The sequence below is a fragment of the Pseudoalteromonas sp. SWXJZ10B genome, assembly GCF_015864475.1.
Taxonomy (GTDB): domain Bacteria; phylum Pseudomonadota; class Gammaproteobacteria; order Enterobacterales; family Alteromonadaceae; genus Pseudoalteromonas; species Pseudoalteromonas arctica.
This window is the reverse complement of record NZ_JADYXD010000021.1, coordinates 23,344-41,546: the sequence shown is the minus strand read 5'-3', so window position 1 is coordinate 41,546 and position 18,203 is coordinate 23,344. Positions and strand designations below refer to the sequence as shown.

The following is an 18,203-nucleotide window of genomic DNA, read 5'->3' as shown; positions in this document are numbered from 1 at the left end:
GTGAGCGGCTTTTTTAATGCCTATTAAATAGTGTTAATAGGCATTTTATGAAAGCTTATAAGCTTTCTATTTTAGTTTTTTGCTCAAGTAGCTTAGTTTTAGCATCGCTAAACTCAGCCAGTTTTGCATTTTCTTTAGCAAGTACAGCTTCAGGTGCGTTGTTTACAAACTTTTCGTTAGCAAGTTTGTTTTGCACTTGTGCTAGGCCTTTTTCGGCTTTTTCGAGTTGCTTATTAATACGCGAAAGCTCGGCTTCCACATCAATTAAGCCCGCCATCGGGATCATGATCTCAAGGTTGCCAACATAAGACGTTGCACATGCTGGTGCGTCGTCTTTGTTTTCAAGCATTGTAAACTCTTCAATTTTTGCAAGTGATGCTAAAAATGATTTGTTTTCTTCAATGCGTCGCACGTCGTCGCTCGATGCATTAGCAAGTAATACGCTAAGTGGTTTACTTGGACTAATATCCATTTCACCACGAATATTACGAATAGCTAAAATGAATTGTTTAACCCACTCCAAGTCATCCATCGCTTTAGCATCAACGCTTGCTTCATTATATACAGGGAACGGCTGAACCATAATGCTGGTACCCGCTGTTTCAAGGCCTGCAAGTGGTGCAACACGCTGCCAAATCGTTTCAGTGATGTACGGCATCATTGGGTGCATTAAACGCAGTAAGCTTTCAAGTACGGTAATAAGTGTATTACGTGTACCACGTTGCTGCGCTTCATTACCTTTAAATAATACCGGCTTAGTTAGCTCTAAGTACCAATCACAAAACTGGTTCCAAGTGAATTCGTAAAGTGTGTTAGCAGCTAAGTCAAAACGGTAGTTATCTAAATGCTCTGTATAGGTTTTAACGGTTGCTTCATATTGACCTAAAATCCAGCGGTCAGCTAATGAAAGCTCCGTTTGAGCACCGTTTGCAAAACCACAGTCTTGCTCTTCTGTATTCATTAATACGTAACGGCTCGCGTTCCATAATTTGTTACAGAAGTTACGGTAACCTTCAAGGCGGTTCATATCCCAGTTAATATCACGACCGGTAGATGCCATTGCAGCAAGGGTAAAGCGAAGGGCGTCGGTGCCGTGTGCTTCAATACCGCCTGCAAATACTTTACGCGTATCTTTTTCGATTTTTGCGGCAAGTTTTGGCTGCATCATATTACCAGTACGTTTTTGTACTAGGTCTTCAAGTTCAATGCCGTCAATCATGTCTAGTGGGTCAAGTACGTTACCTTTTGACTTAGACATTTTATCGCCATTGTCGTCACGTATTAAGCCAGTTACATATACGGTTTTAAACGGAACTTGTGGTTTGCCATTTTCGTCTTTTACAAAGTGCAGCGTCATCATAATCATGCGCGCAACCCAGAAGAAAATAATATCAAAACCAGTTACCAGCACGTCAGACGGGTGGAAGGTTTTTAAATCATCAGTATTTTCTGGCCAACCTTGTGTAGAGAACGTCCAAAGCGCTGATGAGAACCACGTATCAAGTACGTCTTCGTCTTGGCTTAGGGTTACGCTTTCTGCAATGTTGTTTTCACGGCGTACTTCAGCTTCGTCGCGACCAACAAATACGTTACCTTCATTGTCGTACCAAGCTGGGATACGGTGACCCCACCAAAGCTGGCGTGAAATACACCAATCTTGTACGTCGTTCATCCACGAGAAGTACATGTTTTCGTACTGCTTAGGTACAAATTGAATATCGCCGTTTTTAACAGCGTCTTTTGCAGGCTCAGCAAGTGGTGCAACACGTACATACCATTGGTCGGTAAGTAGTGGCTCAATTACAACACCAGAGCGATCGCCGTAAGGAACCGTTAAACCATGGTCTTCAATTTTTTCAAGTAGGCCTAGTTCTTCAAATTCTGCCACAATTGCTTTACGCGCTGCAAAACGATCAAGTCCGTGTAGGCGCTCAGGAATTGGCGCATCAAACTCAAGCTCTTTACCGTCAAAGGTGTATGTTTCACCTTGGGTAAGAATAGCGGCGTCTTTATCGAAAATGTTGATCATCGGCATTTGATGACGCTTGCCCACTTCGTTATCGTTAAAGTCGTGCGCTGGCGTTATTTTTACACAACCCGTGCCTTTATCTTTATCGGCATGTTCGTCAGCAACAATTTTAATACGACGATTAACGATAGGTAATAAAATCTCTTTACCGATTAAATCTATGTAGCGTTCGTCATCAGGGTTTACTGCAACACCTGAGTCGCCAAGCATGGTTTCTGGACGGGTTGTAGCTACTACTATGTAGTCTTTTCCGTCTTGTGTTGTTACGCCATCAGCCAGTGGGTAACGTAAGTTCCACATGTGGCCTTTTTTGTCTTTGTTTTCAACTTCAAGATCAGAAATAGCAGTGTGTAATTTAGGATCCCAGTTTACTAGGCGTTTGCCACGGTAAATTAGGTTTTCTTTATGAAGGCGTACAAACACTTCTTTAACGGCTTCAGATAAGCCATCGTCCATTGTGAAACGTTCACGATCCCAATCAACCGATGCGCCAAGGCGACGAAGCTGTTTGGTAATAGTGCCGCCAGATTCTTTTTTCCATTCCCAGATTTTATTAATAAAATCTTCGCGGCCTAAATCGTGGCGTGTTTTGCCTTCTTCGGCATGCAGTTTACGCTCAACCAACATTTGCGTTGCAATACCTGCATGGTCAGTACCTACTTGCCATAATGTGTTGTTACCTTGCATACGCTTAAAACGCGTTAGGGTATCCATTATTGTATCTTGGAAGGCGTGGCCCATGTGCAAGCTACCAGTGACATTTGGCGGCGGGATCATAATTGAATACGGTACGCCTTGGCCAGATGGCTTAAAGTAGCCTTTTTGTTCCCAGTCTTGATATAGAGACTGTTCAATATCTTGCGGATTGTAGGTTTTATCCATTACACAGAACCTTAAATAAGTACTTAAATTAGTTGGTTAGTTTGCCTGATTGGCTAGCTATTAATATCTTGCGTGGTGAGATTGGCACCGAGTTGGCGTAGCTTTTTAAAACGCTCGCGGGCTGCCTGTTTAGCAGCTGCTTCTACGGGTACAAAATCAAAAACTTGGTTAAACCGACGAATGTAATCCGGTAACTGAGTAGCCAAGTTAATTAAAACTTTACGATTGCCAACAGGTGGCGTAATACCAATTTCTACCGGTGCGCCGCCTTTAGGGCCTTCACCTTGTAAATTATGTGGCACAAAACTATCTGGATCGAATGCCCAAATTATTTCATCAATGGCACAGGCTGCTTCGTTATCGTTAACACAAATAAACACACGCTGCCCATTTCGATACTGATCGGCCGCAATTTGAGCAGCCAAAGCAAAATGATCGTCAGCTTTAGCTTTAGACTCATCTTGTTGCTTTAGAACGAAAAATTTAGCGTTCATGTTCATTGTATCGGGGTTTCCCATGACATTGAATGCATACCAAATTGATATACATAAATTAAGAGGCAGATTTTGCCATATAACGGGGTTTGCTTCAATTAATACACAAATAAATAAGGCGCCAAATGGCGCCTTATAAGTAGCTAAACAGTGTGTTTAATCTTGAGCGGCTTCACTTACACCAGCTCTATTTAGTAAATACTGAGTAAGCATAGGAACAGGACGACCCGTTGCGCCTTTTTTAGCGCCACTGCGCCAAGCTGTACCGGCAACATCTAAATGCGCCCAATGATACTTTTTAGTAAATTTAGACAAGAAACATGCCGCAGTAATAGTACCCGCAGAGCGTCCGCCTAAGTTTGTAAAGTCAGCAAATGGGCTCTCTAGTTGATCTTGATAGTCATCCCATAACGGTAACTGCCATGCGCGGTCGCCACTTTGCTCAGACGCTTTTAATAAATCGTGTGCAAGTGGGTTATGGTTTGATAGTAAACCAGTCGCATGCGCGCCAAGGGCTACAATACAAGCGCCAGTAAGTGTTGCTACGTCAATAACGGTATCTGGATTAAAGCGTTCAACGTACGTTAGTGCGTCGCACAATACTAAACGACCTTCAGCGTCGGTGTTTAACACTTCAACTGTTTGCCCTGACATTGTTGTTAAAATATCACCCGGGCGATACGCGTTTGAGCCAGGCATATTTTCACAGCCAGCTAAAACACCAATAACGTTAATTGGCAATTGCATTTGTGCAAGTGCACGCATTGCGCCAATAACACCTGCAGCGCCGCCCATGTCGTATTTCATTTCGTCCATGCCTTCGCCTGGTTTTAATGAAATACCGCCTGAGTCAAACGTTAAGCCTTTACCAACAAGTACAATAGGGGCTTGGTCGTCAGCGGCGCCTTTGTAGTTAATAATCGACATAATCGATTCGTTATCACTACCTCGGCCAACAGCTAGGTAAGAATTCATACCTAGTTCTGCCATTTGCTTTTCGCCAATAATATCAACAGTGATGTTGTCAAAATTAGTTGCCAACTCTTGTGCTTGCTCGCCTAAGTACACTGGATTACAAATATTTGGTGGCATATTAGCCACGTCTTTACACAGCTTACTACCTGCAGCAATGGCTAAACCATGCTCAATGGCACTTTCGCCAATCGTTAGTTCGCGTCGTGTTGGTACGTTAAACACCATTTTACGAAGCGGACGACGAGGATCTACTTTTTTACTTTTTAATTGGTTAAACGTATATAAGCAATCTTGTGTTGTTTCTACTGCTTGACGAACTTTCCAGTAAGTGTCGCGACCTTTAACGTGTTGCTCTGTTAAAAAGCAGACTGCTTCCATAGAGCCTGTTTCGTTTAAGGTATTAATAGTTTTAGAAATAATTTGTTTATATTGCTTATCATCAAGCTCGCGCTCTTTACCACAACCAACAAGCAATATGCGCTCGCTTAATACATTGGGTACATGATGCAATAATAAAACTTGGCCTGGCTTACCTTCTAAGTCGCCACGGCGAAGTAAATTAGAGATATAGCCATCACTAATTTTATCGAGTTGTTCACCAATGGGGGATAACCTACGTGGCTCGTAAACGCCAACCACAATACATGCGCTGCGCTGTTTTTCTGGGCTACCACTTTTTACGTTAAATTCCATTGTCACTCCTGATTTTGAGTCATTTAAGTTAGTAAGTTGGGGCTAAAAAAGTATTTTCTAGTCTTATCTACGTAACTTATGTAAGGATAATTCTTATTTTAGCTGATTTTGCTAGACTCTTACTGTGTAATTGAACTTTATATGCTTAAGGGCTACTAATGCAACATTATATCGTGCACTTAGGTAGGATAATTAAATTTGATGGCTTATAATAATAGCCTATTTGCCGGTATTAATTGGGTAAAATAGCTATTTAACTATTCAATTCTCACTATCGTAGTGAAATTCCATGTTTAACAGGGGCGAGCATTGCTAATTTTCCGTTATTTGACCGCTGAGGTTTTAAAATCGCAGGTCGCCGTATTTTTAACTTTAATGACAATATTTTTGTCACAAAAGTTAGTTGGTATTTTAGGTGATGCCTCTGAGGGCAGCATTCCTGCTAAATTAGTGCTATCGATGATTGCACTAAAGCTTCCACAACTAGCCTCGCTAATACTTCCGCTGAGTATATTTTTAGGCATTATTTTGGCTTACAGCCGTATATATGCAGATAGCGAAATGACCGTCCTTAAAGCCTGTGGCGTAAGTGAATGGTATGTTGTGCGCGTAACGCTTATATCAAGCGTTGGGCTTGCCATATTAGCCGCTGCATTGACTATGTATATAGCGCCGTGGGCAAGCGAGCAAGAGTATCAATTGAAAGAACAAGCCAAAGCCGATGCGGGGTTATCTGCGCTCAGAGCTGGGCGGTTCCAAGAAACCGGTAACGAAAAAGCCGTGGTGTTTATTCATAATATTGAAAAAGGCGGCAAAGAGCTCAATAAGGTATTTGTTGCACAGTTACCCGATAGCGAAAAAGGCAATCTAGCGCGCTTAGTATATGCAGAGCAAGGTGTTGTGGTTGAAGCCGTAAATGGTGAGCAACAGCTAGTACTAACAGACGGTAAACGTTACGAAACAGACGGCACAACGCCTGCACTTAATTTAACAGAATTTGATGGTTACAGCGTACAAATACGAGAGCAAGAAATAGAGCATCAACGCCGTAAATTAGAGGCTGTGCCAACTAACCAATTATTGGCTATAAACACTCCTGAATCTATTGCTCAATGGCAATGGCGACTCGCTATTCCGTTATCAATCCCGCTACTTACCTTACTGGCAGTACCGCTAAGTGTGGTTAATCCTCGCCAAGGTAAATTTGCAAAACTAGTGCCTGCTATTAGCTTGTACTTAGGCTACTTTATTTTACTAAATGCCGCTAAATTTGCAGTTGAAGATGGCAAAATCCCGCCTTCAATCGGCTTGTGGTGGATTCATCTAAGTGCCCTGTTTATAGGTGGGTTATTAATTATAAAAGGGCGACCACTGGGCGCTTGGCTTAAAGCCGTTGTAACTAAGCGGGAGTTAGGCTCATGATGAAAACGCTTGATTGGTATTTAGGCCGCAGTATTTTACAAACTACTGGCTTTGCATTGTTGGTACTTGTTGGTATTAGCACCTTAATTAAGTTTATCGACCAGTTAAAGTCGGTAGGGCGCGGCAGTTACGATTTAATGACTGCAATGCTTTATACGCTTTATACAATTCCTGGCGATTTAGTGGTGTTTTTTCCGATGGCTGCGCTAATAGGTGGCTTAACAGGTTTAGGGGCGCTTGCCTCAAACAGTGAGCTTGTAGTTATGCAAGCCGCTGGTATGTCGCGCTTACAAATAATTGGCTCAGTGATGAAAACCGCCGTATTCATGGCTATCTGCATGATGGCACTTGGCGAATGGGGCGCACCTGAAGCACAATTGCACGCTAAAGAAATGCGTAACCAAGCAATACATGGCGGCGATGTGTTTAATACACAAAAAGGTGTATGGGCTAAAGACGGCAATAATTTTATTAATATTGAAGACGTTGATGACAACGGCAGGCTCAACGGGGTGCATATGTACCACTTTGATAAATCGTTAGAGCTTACCCAAATAACTAAAGCAAGGGATGCACTGAGCCGAAAAGATGGCTGGTTACTTCGTGACGTTAACAAAGTTATTATTACTAGCGAAAAAACGACAACAGAGCAACTGCCTGAAGAGTTTTATCCTTCGCAACTCACAGCTGAAAAGTTAGGGGTTGTTTCGGTAAAACCAGAGTCGCTTTCGTTCACTGGGCTTTGGTCGTATTTAAGTTACCTAGAGCAAAACGAGCAAGACACAAGTACCTACGAGCTTGCTCTATGGCGTAAGTTGATGCAGCCTGTATCTGTTGCGGTAATGCTGCTGGTGGCGCTGTCGTTTATATTTGGCCCACTACGTACTGTTACCATGGGCGCACGTATTATTATGGGCGTTGTAACGGGGATTGTGTTTCACTTAACTAATGAAATATTTGGCCCTGTAGTTATGGTTTACCAAATACCTGCCATTATAGGTGCGGTATTGCCCAGTATTATATTTATAGGCTTTGCGACCTATTTGATGAATAAACGGGTATAGATTTACTTATTCGAAGTACGAAAAAGGGTGACCACTGGTCACCCTTTTTGCTTTTTAACTACTGCTTAATTACCGCTTAACTCACGATTTGAAAAGTTAGTATTAATCAAGCTCACTATAAATACGTCTGTTTTCTTCTTTAGTAAGCGCAATAACTTCTGTTTTAGAGATGTAATCTTGCAGTGCTTTTTTGTTTTTAAAATCGACTAACACCACCAAATTACCTAAACCGAGTAAAGCGCTAACGCTGCGGATAATTGATTGCGGCCAGCTAATTAAATTACCCTCAAGAGTTTGTACTTTTAAACGCCATGCACGCATGCCAATGGTTTGCCCGCTTTTAGTCCAAAAGTAGCCAAAAAATACTAAGGTAACAATAATTAAAAGGGCGGTACGAATACCCGAAAGAAGATTTGAATTTTGAATAAAGGCAGATACATCCTCTGCGCCATTTAAACTAATTACATCGAGAGAAATAAGCCCTTGTACTGCAAATAAATACAGCACTACAGTTAACATCGCAAACGCAATAATGGCTAACGTATCGTAAACTAACGACGCAAAACGGCGCCAAAAACCAGCACGTGGAAACTCACCCGACATAAATACACTCTCACTATTAATATGCGGGGTAGTTTAGCAAAAAAGCTTACAAATACTAAGTTATGTTAATGCTTAGAGAGGGAATTGATTTTATTACTTAAAGTTATTACCTACAGGGGAAATGAAAAAGACCCTGCTATTGGTAGCAAGGCCTTTTAATTTATAGCGGATTTAACCTAGCTTTATAGCAAGGTATTTTATATCGTCACCACTTATTTGCGGTAAAAAATAAATATCGCCGTATTTAAAATACTGCTGCGAGTTAATTATTACGGCCTGTGCTGCCTGAGGCAATGAATCGTAAGTTTGGCCCAAGCTATAATCATTCACATTCCCCACTTTTATTGCCTGATTAAGACGGGTTGTTGGCTCATCAACCACTGTATAGCCGTCATTATTTGCGACGTAGTACACATTTTGATAAGTGTAGTAAGTCGTATTATGGCGCTTAAAATGCCTGTAATTTCTTGGCAACGTATTAATACGTAGGCCTCTAGGTGGTGTAACTACATGGTAGCCTCTTTTAGCTTTACGGTAGTAAAGGCCGTCATTAAACGTAAACGAAATACCATTAAATCTAATAGAGGCACTATTGCGCGGTAAATGATTTATAAATCGATTTTGTCTGTAAGAGACTGAATTATGATGGTTTGTTAAATAGTTATATTTGCGCTGGTTGTAGCGGTATTGTTCACGCTTTTCCTGCTTGTGCTTTGCGAGTCTACGTTTTTCTTGCTTACGGTCTTCTCGTTTTTCTTTTTTATGTTCAATACGCTGCTTTTTTTCATGGCGGCGTTCATCGCGTTTATATTCAACACGTTTGTCGTGATCACGTTTAAAGCTTTTATCATTCTCTCGCTCGTTTGGTGCTCCAAGCGCAGAGCCTGATACTGCGCCAATGGCTAGCAGTGCAGGTAGTAAAAAAGTAAGTTTCATAGTATTGCCTCGTTTATGTTTTTACATAACTGGGTTCAATACTAGCGGTTCAAACTGAATGTTAACTGACATACAACAGCAAACGGAGCTATGCTTACAGCTTTTTACATTTTACTGACGGTTCTTGACATAATCTCTAGTTATTGACGATTTTTAAGGGTGATTCTGTTCTTTTTAAGTATATTTATTATGAGAGATATTTTAATAATATTGCTATTAAATTATGTACTTGGACTTTTTTGTTGTGCTTAGAAAACGTTATTTCCGTGCACTTTTAGATGTGATAATACCAATAATAGAGTTTAAGTGGTGTAAAAAGCTAAGTTTGCGGCGCATTGTTTATTGCCGCAAACATGACTTTATATTTTAAAGTGCGCATTTATCTTTTAATAAATTTAAGGCTAGGGTGATACGTTATGACATTAACTTTAACAAATGCTGTGTTATTAACGTTTCTTTTAACAACTTTAACTGGAACATACTTGATTACCTTAGTTTGGTTAATTTTTTTCAGTTCTCGTTTTAGCTGAACCTTTTTATATTCTTGCTTTGTATATCTATCATGTGGTGCTGCAAATGCAGAACTAGATAAAGTGCCCATAACTAATAGTGCAGGTAGTATAAATGTAAGTTTCATAATATTGCCTCGTTTGTGGTTAACATGGCTAGTATTGACGTTTGAAACTGAATGCCAACTGCATGCAGGGCAACTGTAGGGAGGCTTTACACCCTTTTACTTATCTTTACTATTCTTGACGCTAATACCATTGCGCAGTAATACTTAATCAATTTGAGAGGTTAAATCTAGCGTTAACTTTATTAAAAAATGACTGCTATACGACTGCATAAATGCAGAAGGTAGAGCAATGACAGAGCAATTGTCGAGAACAACTAATAACAAAATTTTAGCTGTGTTATCAACACCGTTTTCTTACCTCAAAACAGGTAGCTTAATTAAGGTACCAGGTATAAAACCGTATCGGTTCTATACCAATCCCATATATCGTTTAGAGTTTAGGTTGACTACTTTTGATAAAACGGGTAATCGCTATAACCCACTTCGGTACCGCCATACATAGTGGCTGCATCGGCTTCGTTAAACGTCCAATTATTCGCTATACGCTCTGGTAAATCAGGGTTAGCGATAAACGGGCGACCAAATGCAAATAAGTCACCATAACCTTCACCTAAAATACGCACTGCTTTTTCTACTGTGTATTTACCAGCATAAATAATGCGACCTGAAAATTCGGCTCGTACTGCTTTATAAAATTCTTGTGGTAAATCAGGAGCATTTTCCCAATCAGCTTCCGCTATTGATAAGTAAGCAATGCCAGCTTGCTCAAGCACTTTAACGGCTTGTACATAAGTATGATGAGGGTTTGATTCAACAAGTCCTAGATACACTCGTGTTTCATCTGTACTTTCAAATAAAGGAGCAAAGCGAACACCTAAACGGTTAGCGCCTACAACGTCACTTACTGCTTCAACAATCTCTTTTAAAAAACGTAGGCGATTAGTAAGTGTTCCACCGTATTGATCGTCACGGTTATTAGTATGCTCAGAAATAAACTGATTAACTAAATACCCGTTAGCACAATGCAGCTCCACACCATCAAAGCCTGCTTCTAGAGCATTACGTGCAGCTTGCGCATACATGTTTACCAGCTCGCCAACCTCAGTAGTACTTAGTGCACGGGGGTCACTTGGGTCAGCCAATGCGCCTTCACCTGGTGCGGTTTCAATAAATACTTTTACATTGTCAGCCACAATATCTGAAGGGCCAACTGGTTTACCTGAATTTGGTTGCAGTGTGGTGTGCGATACGCGCCCTACATGCCAAAGCTGAGCAAAAATAACACCGCCTTTGGCGTGTACTGCGTGTGTTACTTTTTTCCAGCCTTCAATTTGTGCTTGCGAGTGAATACCAGGTGTCCAAGCGTAGCCTTGGCCGCGAGGTTCTATTTGCGTGCCTTCGGTAACCATAAAGCCAGCCGATGCGCGCTGCGCATAATACTCAGCCATTAATTCATTAGGAATATTGCCAGGCTGAGTGCTGCGAGAGCGAGTAAGAGGTGGCATCACAATACGGTTTTTAAGTGTAAAAGGGCCAAGCTCAATTGATGAGAATAAAGGGGCGGTATTAACTGATTCTGATTTCATTTTAAATTCTCTTATAAAGCAAATAAAGGCTTAAATAGTGGTTAAGCAACGTTGGCAGCATAGAGATTTAAAGATACAATTTGAAACAACACTTTTTTGTACAGCATACAATTATGAATGGTATTAGTCGGCTCGATATAAAACAGTTAAGAGTGCTCAGTAGCTTGTTAGAGCTGCAAAATCTGTCGCAAGTAGCTAAAAAAATGGGGTTAACGCAACAAGCCATTAGTGAGCAACTACGAAAGCTACGAGATTTATTTGACGATCGCTTATTTATTCGCCAAGGCAATAACATGGTTGCTACTCCTAAAGCGCAAGGACTCAAGACGCCAGTTAATCATATTTTAAAGCAATTAGAGTCGTTACTAGAGCCCGAGCAGTTTAGTCCGCAAACCTATAAAGGCGTGTTTACCATAAGCGCAACCGACTATGCCACGCAGGCTTTACTACCGCAATTATTTAATATTACCCGTCGCGAAGCCCCCGGTTTAAAGCTGATAGTGCGCGACTTTGCATCCGATAACGTTAATCAACTTATAACGGCAGGCGAGCTTGATTTATTGATTAGCTTTCCAGAATTTATACCCGACAATCTTTCTTATATTACTTTGTTTGAAGAGCAGCATTTGTGTATTACCGGTATAGGTAACACTACTTACACTGAGCCTTTGAGTTTGGCGCAATTTGCAAAGCATCCTCAGCTAGTGGTATCGCCATCGCGCGCTAATTTGCGCGGATCGCACGATCAATGGTTTGAAAGCCAAGGGCTAAAACGTAATATTGTTATGTCGGTACCGAGTTTTTCAGCCGTGCCTGACATTTTACATACAACCGATATGTTAGCGTTTTACCCATCAAGATTATTACCAAATAGCAAAGTTAAACAACTAAAAATAGAAGCTCTGCCTCCTACATTTAAAGTAATAGCTGCATGGCATCCACGTACTAACAACAGCCCAATTCATAAGTGGTTGATAGAGCAGCTGCAAAATTTATAACAGCAAACTTTAATACAAGTATTAATGTAAGTATTAAAGCAAATACTGTTACCATAATTAACAATAGTTATTAAAGATTGTCGTCAGCTAATAACAGTGTCCTACAATTGTGTTTTAAGTGCGGTAAAGGAATTATAAAGCTAAATGTTTAAGTTGTTTTTTTGTGTTTTTTGTTTTCTACTTTGTTTTAGTACTTTTGCTAACACAGTAAAAGAAGATGTTGAAAAAATACTAAGTGGATATTTAACGAGTAGTCAAAGTCGTGGGCTTATGGATAAGTTAGAGCGCAATTTACCTTATTCTTCATCGCTCGATACTGCTCGCGTTAAAACTGTAAAGTGTTGGTTTTATGACCCCCAAAATGACAATAATTACATAGCATTAAATGATTTACTGACAGATGCTAATCAAGCAATCAAAAAAGCTGGCTCGCCTAAATTAAAACTCGATTTACAAACATGCCAAGCATTTCATTTATACCAACAAGGCAAAGTAAGTACAGCCACTTCAATGGCTAAAAATGTTATTAGTGCCACCTCTAAAAATCCAGAGCTTTATTATCAACATGCGACAGCTAACTTAATATTAGGGATAATTTTTCGTTCACAAGGTTCGTACCAGCAAGCTTTTTTGGCATTTCAACAAGCTTATAATACCTTTGAACAAGGCGATTTTTCTTACGATAAAGCGCTTATACTTAAGGAAATAGGGCTTATCCATGCCGATCTTCACAATTTTTCGCTCGCTGAAGAACAATTGCAAAGAGCAATTAATGAGCTGACAAATTATAATGAGCAAGAATGGTACATAGCCACAGATAGCCTAGCCCAAGCTTACGAAGCTCAAGGTAATTATCAAAAAGCGATAGTGTTGTACAGCAGTATACTCCCTGCTGTAACTAAGTATGAAGACGATGAAGGGAATGCTTACTTACTCTTTAAAATTGCACAAATAAATATTCAATTAAATAAGCTGCAAGAGGCTAAACAATACTTAAATCAAGCCAGGGATTTAACGCTAAATAGTGAGTGGATTAAATTTATTCAATCAATAACAACAGCTGAGTGGTTAATTAAAAAGGGTCGTCTAGATGAAGCGGAACTTCTTTATTTAGATTTTGAACAAAATAGTTCTCAAGTATGGTCAGTTGACTCTTTAACTCGTTTTTTAGAATTTAAGCGTGAATTAGCAGTGCAAAAAAATAACTATCAGCAAGAAGCCTTAGCTCAAAGAGAGTTATTAAAAATCGCAGATAGAAAAGTGCAAGAAATTGCAGATAATACATTACTATCTCAACGTTTAGCGTTTGACTGGGATCAGCAAAAACGAGAAATAACAAGGCTGCAAGAGTCATCAGAGGTAAAAGAGCAGTTATTAAATTTAGCTGATGAAAAAGCATTTTGGCAAATCGCATCTTTGCTGTTTTCTATTGGGCTGATATTGATTTTAGCTTACATAACTTATAAACAAACTCAGCATAAACAGCGATTTAAAACACTTGCATTAAAAGACGAATTAACAGGTATCGCTAATCGTAGAGCAATATTTGCATTTAAATACAACGCGATTAAAAAAAGCGAGTTTTTAGGGAATGCGTGTTCACTCATTGTTATTGATATAGACCACTTTAAACAAGTAAACGATACATACGGACATGATATTGGTGATGAAGTTATTATTTCTACTGTTAAATTTATAGAAAAAAACATTCGTCAAACAGATTGTGCAGGTAGGGTTGGTGGAGAAGAATTTTTAGTTGTTTTACCTAATACTGCACTTAGTTTTGCGCATGAAGTTGCCCAGCGTATACGCGAAAATATTGAGAATGTTACTCATACCTCACTCAATATAAAATCAACAGTAAGTATTGGTGTAGTACAAGTTAAAGCGGGCGAAGCCCCAAAAGATGCATCCCGACGAGCTGATGAAAAATTATACGCAGCTAAAAATGCAGGCCGTAATAAAGTAATGGTTTAATAACTCAATAATTATTGAGTTATTAAACGGCTAGTAATTTATTATTGAAAAATATAGCAAGCTAATTCACCTAATACTCATATGTATTGAGAGTGTATATCCTTCTTCGATACCTTTCAAAAAGAAGCTCTGCCTCCTACCTTTAAAGTAATAGCGCATGGCACCCGCGTACTAATAACAGCCCTATTCATAAATGGCTGATAGAGCAGCTGCAAAACTTATAAAATTCTTAGAAATGCAACGAGATCTAAACGCTCTTGCTTAGTTAATTTTAATGGCTTTAGTAGTTTCGTTGTTTTAGGGAAATGTGGATCGTTCAACTGGGTTTTTCTGGGCTTAGGTCTTGCTCCACCATGGTTGTACATGTTTACTATACCCAGTAGATCATCAAAAAGCCCATTGTGCATCCAAGGAAATGTTTGTGTTAAACCTAGTAATGATGGGGTTCTAAATAACCCTATATCACTTGGGTTATTTGTAATATTAAAGCGTCCTTTATCTTCAAAGTGGCGACCGTAGTAATGAAGCCCTGTGCCATGAAATTGGTTGTCACTTAATAGCGCGCCATTATGGCAAGTCATACATTTTGCTTTGGTTCTAAATAAATGTAACCCGTTTAATTCACTATCTGATAAGTGTCTAACCGCTTTTTTTGGATTACTCTGAACCTCATTAATAAATGATTTAAAACGAGTATTAGGTGCAATGAGTGTTCGCTCAAAAGCTACGAGGGCTTCTGCCATTTGTGCCATGGAGAGCGTATTTGAATTAAAAGCACTTTTATTAAATGCCGTATAGCTTTTATCTTTATTGACTCGCATTAAAGCTTTTTGTGGATCTAAGTCCATTTCAATTGGGTTGCTAATGGGCATAAGTGCTTGTTGCTCAGCTGTTTTAGCGCGACCATCCCAAAAAAAACTTTGCCACTGATCTATACCAAAAATTGCAGGGGTATTGCGGGTGCCCACTTGATCATTTATACCGATTGCAGTGGCACGACCATCATGAAAACCCTTATCTCGTTCATGACAACTTGCGCAGCTTACGGTTTTATCGCGTGAAAGCTGTGTATCATGAAAAAGCTTATTGCCAAGTGCAACGTGCTCTGCCCGTGGAGTGGCTATTGGCAATAGCGAAAGAGGCTCAACTATACGCTCATCACTGGTTTGAATGGCAGGCCAATTTACTTGGCTCTTACTATACAAACCACGTAGCTCTGTGTTGCTGTATTGTTGAGCGTGCATACTAAGGGGGAGTAATAATGTTATTAAACCAAGTAGCTTAATCATATTTATAAGTTACTCCAAGCCAAAACATTCGACCAGGTTCAATGCCAGCGGCTCCTTCGTTTACATTGTAAGTACGGGCGTTTAAAAGGTTAGATACATCAGCGCGTATTTCTACGTTGTGTTTTTCACTAATTTTAGGATTATATCGTAAGCTTAAGCCGACCATAGTGCGGGCACGAATAACACGTTGCTCATAAACATCAACCAAAGTAGATGTAATAGGGCAACTAATACAGCTCTTGTCTAGCTCAACGCTTTCACTCGCGCCTGTGCTAACAGCTGTATCAAAGCTACCACTATAGGTAATGTTTAAGCCTGTACTAAGTGAATCAAGCCAGTCAACATTCCAACCCATAGCGCCGGTTACGGGAGTTCCAAAATTGGTGCGAATTTGAGATAACTGGTTAAGTGTAACAAGTTCACCTTCTTCTTTAGCATTAACGTAATAAACTAGCTCATCAAGAGGGGTGTTATTTGCGGTTGCATTGTAGCTGTCGTTTGACACTTTATTTTGCGCATATGAAGCATTTGCCCAGAATGAATGTGCTTTAAATTGTGCACTCCATGCAATCGAGTAACGCTCAGAGCTACCTGTACCGCTGTTTGTTATTTCAATATATTTGAAGCCATCTTCACTTGGCGTATCAGCAGTTGAGCGAGACAATTGTTGATGCTTTTTCCGTTTTACATACTTAAGTGAAAAGTTACCAATTTTTTCAAATGAGTGAGCTATACCAAAAGCTAACTCGTCATCAAAAGGTGTTTGCACATCGTTAAAACGATATTTAAATGCGCCAGTGTAATTAGAGGGTAACCAGCCTTGTAAGTAGCCGTTTTCGATAGGGCGGTATTCGTTATACGAAAAGTTTTGTTGCTCTTTTATTTTATAACCAATAATTCCTGAATCATAATAACGGTTTACGCCTGCGCTTATTATTGTACGTCCATCATTAAACACATCGTAACCAAGCGAAATACGCGGGGCTAAGTTATGATTTTTTAAAAAATCATCATAGTTATAGCGCATTCCTAAGTTAATATTTACATGACCAAGCGTTAAATGATCGGTGATATATAAAGCGCCACGGTTAAGTCCTACATTTATATATTCAGCAGGTGTAACTTTACGACCATTAAAATACTGTGCAGTACTTACAATGTTATCGCTATAAGCTGCAATATGTTCAGGGTTATTAAAATCAATACTCCCTCCCAATTGCTCGGTAAGTTGCTCTATAGAAATAGCAGATTCAAGCGATTGGCAATCAAGCGTGTAACCGCTGCAATTAAGTGGTGCACTGGCGCTTGACCAAATAATAGGAGAGTCGTATGTGTAACTATTTTGAAAACGTTCACGTTTCACTTCTTGGTGTATAAGCTCTATACCAGCTTTAATATTGTGCTCTACACTCAAAAATTTAAACGTATTAAAATCGAGAGTGTTTTTCCAACTCGTGGTCAATTGTGTGTTATCGAGCGCCCCATACCCACCTTGCTTGGAATAACGCGTATTAGATAATCCTTGGTCCGCAAATTCTCCCCATTGCTTTCCTTTTGCCTGCAACCAATTATAAAAGTGATCTTGGGACTCTCGACTGCTATCGCTTAAATTTACATTAAGGTTACTGTGCCATGTAGCAAAGCTTAAATTTTCTGTTAGCGATATTACGCCGCCCACTGCTCCACCTTCTAAGTGAAAGTTACTGTCTTTGGTATCAACAATAAAGTTATCAACTTCGTAAGGGGCGTACATTAAACTAATATCAAGCTGATCGACCCAGCCATTTTTGTATCCATATTTAACTAATGCATTAATATTTCGGCGACTTTGCGTTTTTGGTTGACCCAGTGAAAAATCACTAATGTCGCTGGTAAGGTAATTAACGCTTACCATAAGTCCGTGGCGTTCATTGAGTTGTTTATTGGCGCTCAATGAGTAACTTATTTTTTTAAACTCTGGGGCTTCTAGCGCTTCATCATCAACATTTCGTTGTCCAGACTCTTCATCAGCTTTAAGAAAATGGTATTCTCCCCAGCTACTTTGATTCCCACGCACACCAAAGCTAAAGCTGTCTTTTGCAAAAGCACTTTTGGTTTTAGCATCAACAATTCCACCTGAAAAACCACCAAATTCGGCTGGAATGTTATGGTCGTACACGGTTATTGATTCAACAATATCTGAATTTACATTCATGCTTTGCACACCGCCCGACACATCATTGCTGGTAGCTGTAACTCGTGTAGCACTGGCGGGATCAATACGGTTGTTGTAGTTCATGCCATCAATCGAAAACCCTGTTTGCCAAGGTTGCGCGCCAGAAATAGATATTTCGGGTGCGCTAATTTCAGCCAAGCTTTCAATACTAAAAGCGTCGTTACTGAGTTGTACTCCAGGGAGGAGGGCAATTAACTCATTTATATCCCCATTACCTTTAGCGGTCGAGGTTATAAAGTTACGGTCGAGGTATGAGCGACCAATTACTTCAGGCACTTCAATACCTATGTACTGACCTTTTACTTCTATGTGTTCTAAGGCTTCACAACGTTTTTTTTCTTCATTTTGTAAAGTACTGCATATGGGTTTTGACTGGTCGGTCTGCTCTTGCTCGTTCGCTGCATAAGCGTTTTGGGTAAGCAAAAGCAGACACGCTAAGGTGCTAGGTGTCTGCATTTAAATC

Annotated in this window: 13 protein-coding genes and 1 pseudogene; 5 read left to right on the top strand and 9 right to left on the bottom strand. The window is 39.9% G+C overall.

What is annotated here, in order from left to right; genetic code table 11:
* Positions 1–55 precede the first annotated feature (55 nt).
* The 3 genes from I6F54_RS16140 to pepA all read right to left on the bottom strand — a co-directional run bounded on the left by I6F54_RS16140 (position 56) and on the right by pepA (position 5,073).
* The gene (locus I6F54_RS16140) at positions 56–2,911 is read right to left on the bottom strand and encodes a valine--tRNA ligase (protein ID WP_197142281.1); all 2,856 of its coding nucleotides are present in this window, start codon (positions 2,909–2,911) and stop codon (positions 56–58) included.
* Between the two features lie 53 nt (positions 2,912–2,964).
* On the bottom strand, positions 2,965–3,411 hold the full coding sequence (locus tag I6F54_RS16135; RefSeq protein WP_007587285.1) for a DNA polymerase III subunit chi: 447 nt from the start codon (positions 3,409–3,411) through the stop codon (positions 2,965–2,967).
* Between the two features lie 150 nt (positions 3,412–3,561).
* Entirely contained in the window at positions 3,562–5,073 is a 1,512-nt protein-coding gene (gene pepA, locus I6F54_RS16130; RefSeq protein ID WP_007587283.1) for a leucyl aminopeptidase, read from the bottom strand.
* Positions 5,074–5,382: 309 nt separating this feature from the next.
* Here pepA and lptF point away from each other — a divergent pair, with 309 nt between their 5' ends.
* Both lptF and lptG read left to right on the top strand, forming a co-directional pair.
* Positions 5,383–6,495 carry an LPS export ABC transporter permease LptF gene (gene lptF / locus I6F54_RS16125; RefSeq protein ID WP_002962016.1) on the top strand — a complete coding sequence of 371 codons (1,113 nt, stop codon included), beginning with the start codon at positions 5,383–5,385 and terminating at the stop codon, positions 6,493–6,495.
* Positions 6,492–7,559, top strand: coding sequence for an LPS export ABC transporter permease LptG (gene lptG, locus I6F54_RS16120; RefSeq protein ID WP_197142279.1), 1,068 nt, complete (start codon positions 6,492–6,494; stop codon positions 7,557–7,559). Before lptF ends, lptG begins: the two co-directional genes overlap by 4 nt.
* Positions 7,560–7,661: 102 nt before the next feature.
* On the opposite strand, the gene I6F54_RS16115 is transcribed toward lptG, so the two are convergent.
* From I6F54_RS16115 to I6F54_RS16100, 4 genes are all read right to left on the bottom strand, one after another.
* Complete coding sequence (locus I6F54_RS16115) at positions 7,662–8,162, bottom strand: RDD family protein (protein WP_007587274.1); 501 nt, start codon at positions 8,160–8,162, stop codon at positions 7,662–7,664.
* Positions 8,163–8,333: 171 nt separating this feature from the next.
* Positions 8,334–9,098: a DUF6515 family protein gene (locus tag I6F54_RS16110; protein WP_197142278.1), complete on the bottom strand. Its 765-nt coding sequence runs from the start codon at positions 9,096–9,098 to the stop codon at positions 8,334–8,336.
* A 379-nt stretch (positions 9,099–9,477) separates the two neighbouring features.
* On the bottom strand, positions 9,478–9,735 hold the full coding sequence (locus I6F54_RS16105; protein WP_170072658.1) for a hypothetical protein: 258 nt from the start codon (positions 9,733–9,735) through the stop codon (positions 9,478–9,480).
* A gap of 386 nt (positions 9,736–10,121) precedes the next feature.
* Positions 10,122–11,261, bottom strand: coding sequence for an alkene reductase (locus tag I6F54_RS16100; RefSeq protein ID WP_166419282.1), 1,140 nt, complete (start codon positions 11,259–11,261; stop codon positions 10,122–10,124).
* A gap of 80 nt (positions 11,262–11,341) precedes the next feature.
* Here I6F54_RS16100 and I6F54_RS16095 point away from each other — a divergent pair, with 80 nt between their 5' ends.
* The 3 genes and pseudogenes from I6F54_RS16095 to I6F54_RS20515 all read left to right on the top strand — a co-directional run.
* Positions 11,342–12,259, top strand: a complete 918-nt coding sequence (locus I6F54_RS16095) for a LysR family transcriptional regulator (RefSeq protein WP_197142277.1) — start codon at positions 11,342–11,344, stop codon at positions 12,257–12,259.
* A gap of 144 nt (positions 12,260–12,403) precedes the next feature.
* Complete coding sequence (locus I6F54_RS16090) at positions 12,404–14,236, top strand: tetratricopeptide repeat-containing diguanylate cyclase (RefSeq protein ID WP_197142276.1); 1,833 nt, start codon at positions 12,404–12,406, stop codon at positions 14,234–14,236.
* 123 nt (positions 14,237–14,359) lie between these two features.
* Positions 14,360–14,460: pseudogene (locus tag I6F54_RS20515) on the top strand (LysR family transcriptional regulator); the annotation flags it as partial.
* Here the strand turns inward: I6F54_RS20515 and I6F54_RS16085 are convergent.
* Both I6F54_RS16085 and I6F54_RS16080 read right to left on the bottom strand, forming a co-directional pair.
* Positions 14,455–15,525, bottom strand: coding sequence for a cytochrome-c peroxidase (locus tag I6F54_RS16085; protein WP_166111612.1), 1,071 nt, complete (start codon positions 15,523–15,525; stop codon positions 14,455–14,457). The pseudogene I6F54_RS20515 and the gene I6F54_RS16085 overlap by 6 nt on opposite strands.
* Positions 15,518–18,196 carry a TonB-dependent receptor plug domain-containing protein gene (locus I6F54_RS16080; protein ID WP_165739955.1) on the bottom strand — a complete coding sequence of 893 codons (2,679 nt, stop codon included), beginning with the start codon at positions 18,194–18,196 and terminating at the stop codon, positions 15,518–15,520. Before I6F54_RS16080 ends, I6F54_RS16085 begins: the two co-directional genes overlap by 8 nt.
* Between the last annotated feature and the right edge of the window lie 7 nt (positions 18,197–18,203).

Excerpts from the sequence above, each read along its gene's own strand:
- I6F54_RS16110 (WP_197142278.1), bottom strand. The coding sequence starts at position 9,098 with ATGAAACTTACTTTTTTACTACCTGCACTGCTAGCCATTGGCGCAGTA.
- pepA (WP_007587283.1), bottom strand. The coding sequence starts at position 5,073 with ATGGAATTTAACGTAAAAAGTGGTAGCCCAGAAAAACAGCGCAGCGCA.
- I6F54_RS16090 (WP_197142276.1), top strand. The coding sequence starts at position 12,404 with ATGTTTAAGTTGTTTTTTTGTGTTTTTTGTTTTCTACTTTGTTTTAGT.
- I6F54_RS16140 (WP_197142281.1), bottom strand. The coding sequence starts at position 2,911 with ATGGATAAAACCTACAATCCGCAAGATATTGAACAGTCTCTATATCAA.
- I6F54_RS16105 (WP_170072658.1), bottom strand. The coding sequence starts at position 9,735 with ATGAAACTTACATTTATACTACCTGCACTATTAGTTATGGGCACTTTA.
- I6F54_RS16135 (WP_007587285.1), bottom strand. The coding sequence starts at position 3,411 with ATGAACATGAACGCTAAATTTTTCGTTCTAAAGCAACAAGATGAGTCT.
- lptG (WP_197142279.1), top strand. The coding sequence starts at position 6,492 with ATGATGAAAACGCTTGATTGGTATTTAGGCCGCAGTATTTTACAAACT.
- I6F54_RS16115 (WP_007587274.1), bottom strand. The coding sequence starts at position 8,162 with ATGTCGGGTGAGTTTCCACGTGCTGGTTTTTGGCGCCGTTTTGCGTCG.
- I6F54_RS16100 (WP_166419282.1), bottom strand. The coding sequence starts at position 11,261 with ATGAAATCAGAATCAGTTAATACCGCCCCTTTATTCTCATCAATTGAG.
- I6F54_RS16085 (WP_166111612.1), bottom strand. The coding sequence starts at position 15,525 with ATGATTAAGCTACTTGGTTTAATAACATTATTACTCCCCCTTAGTATG.
- I6F54_RS16080 (WP_165739955.1), bottom strand. The coding sequence starts at position 18,196 with ATGCAGACACCTAGCACCTTAGCGTGTCTGCTTTTGCTTACCCAAAAC.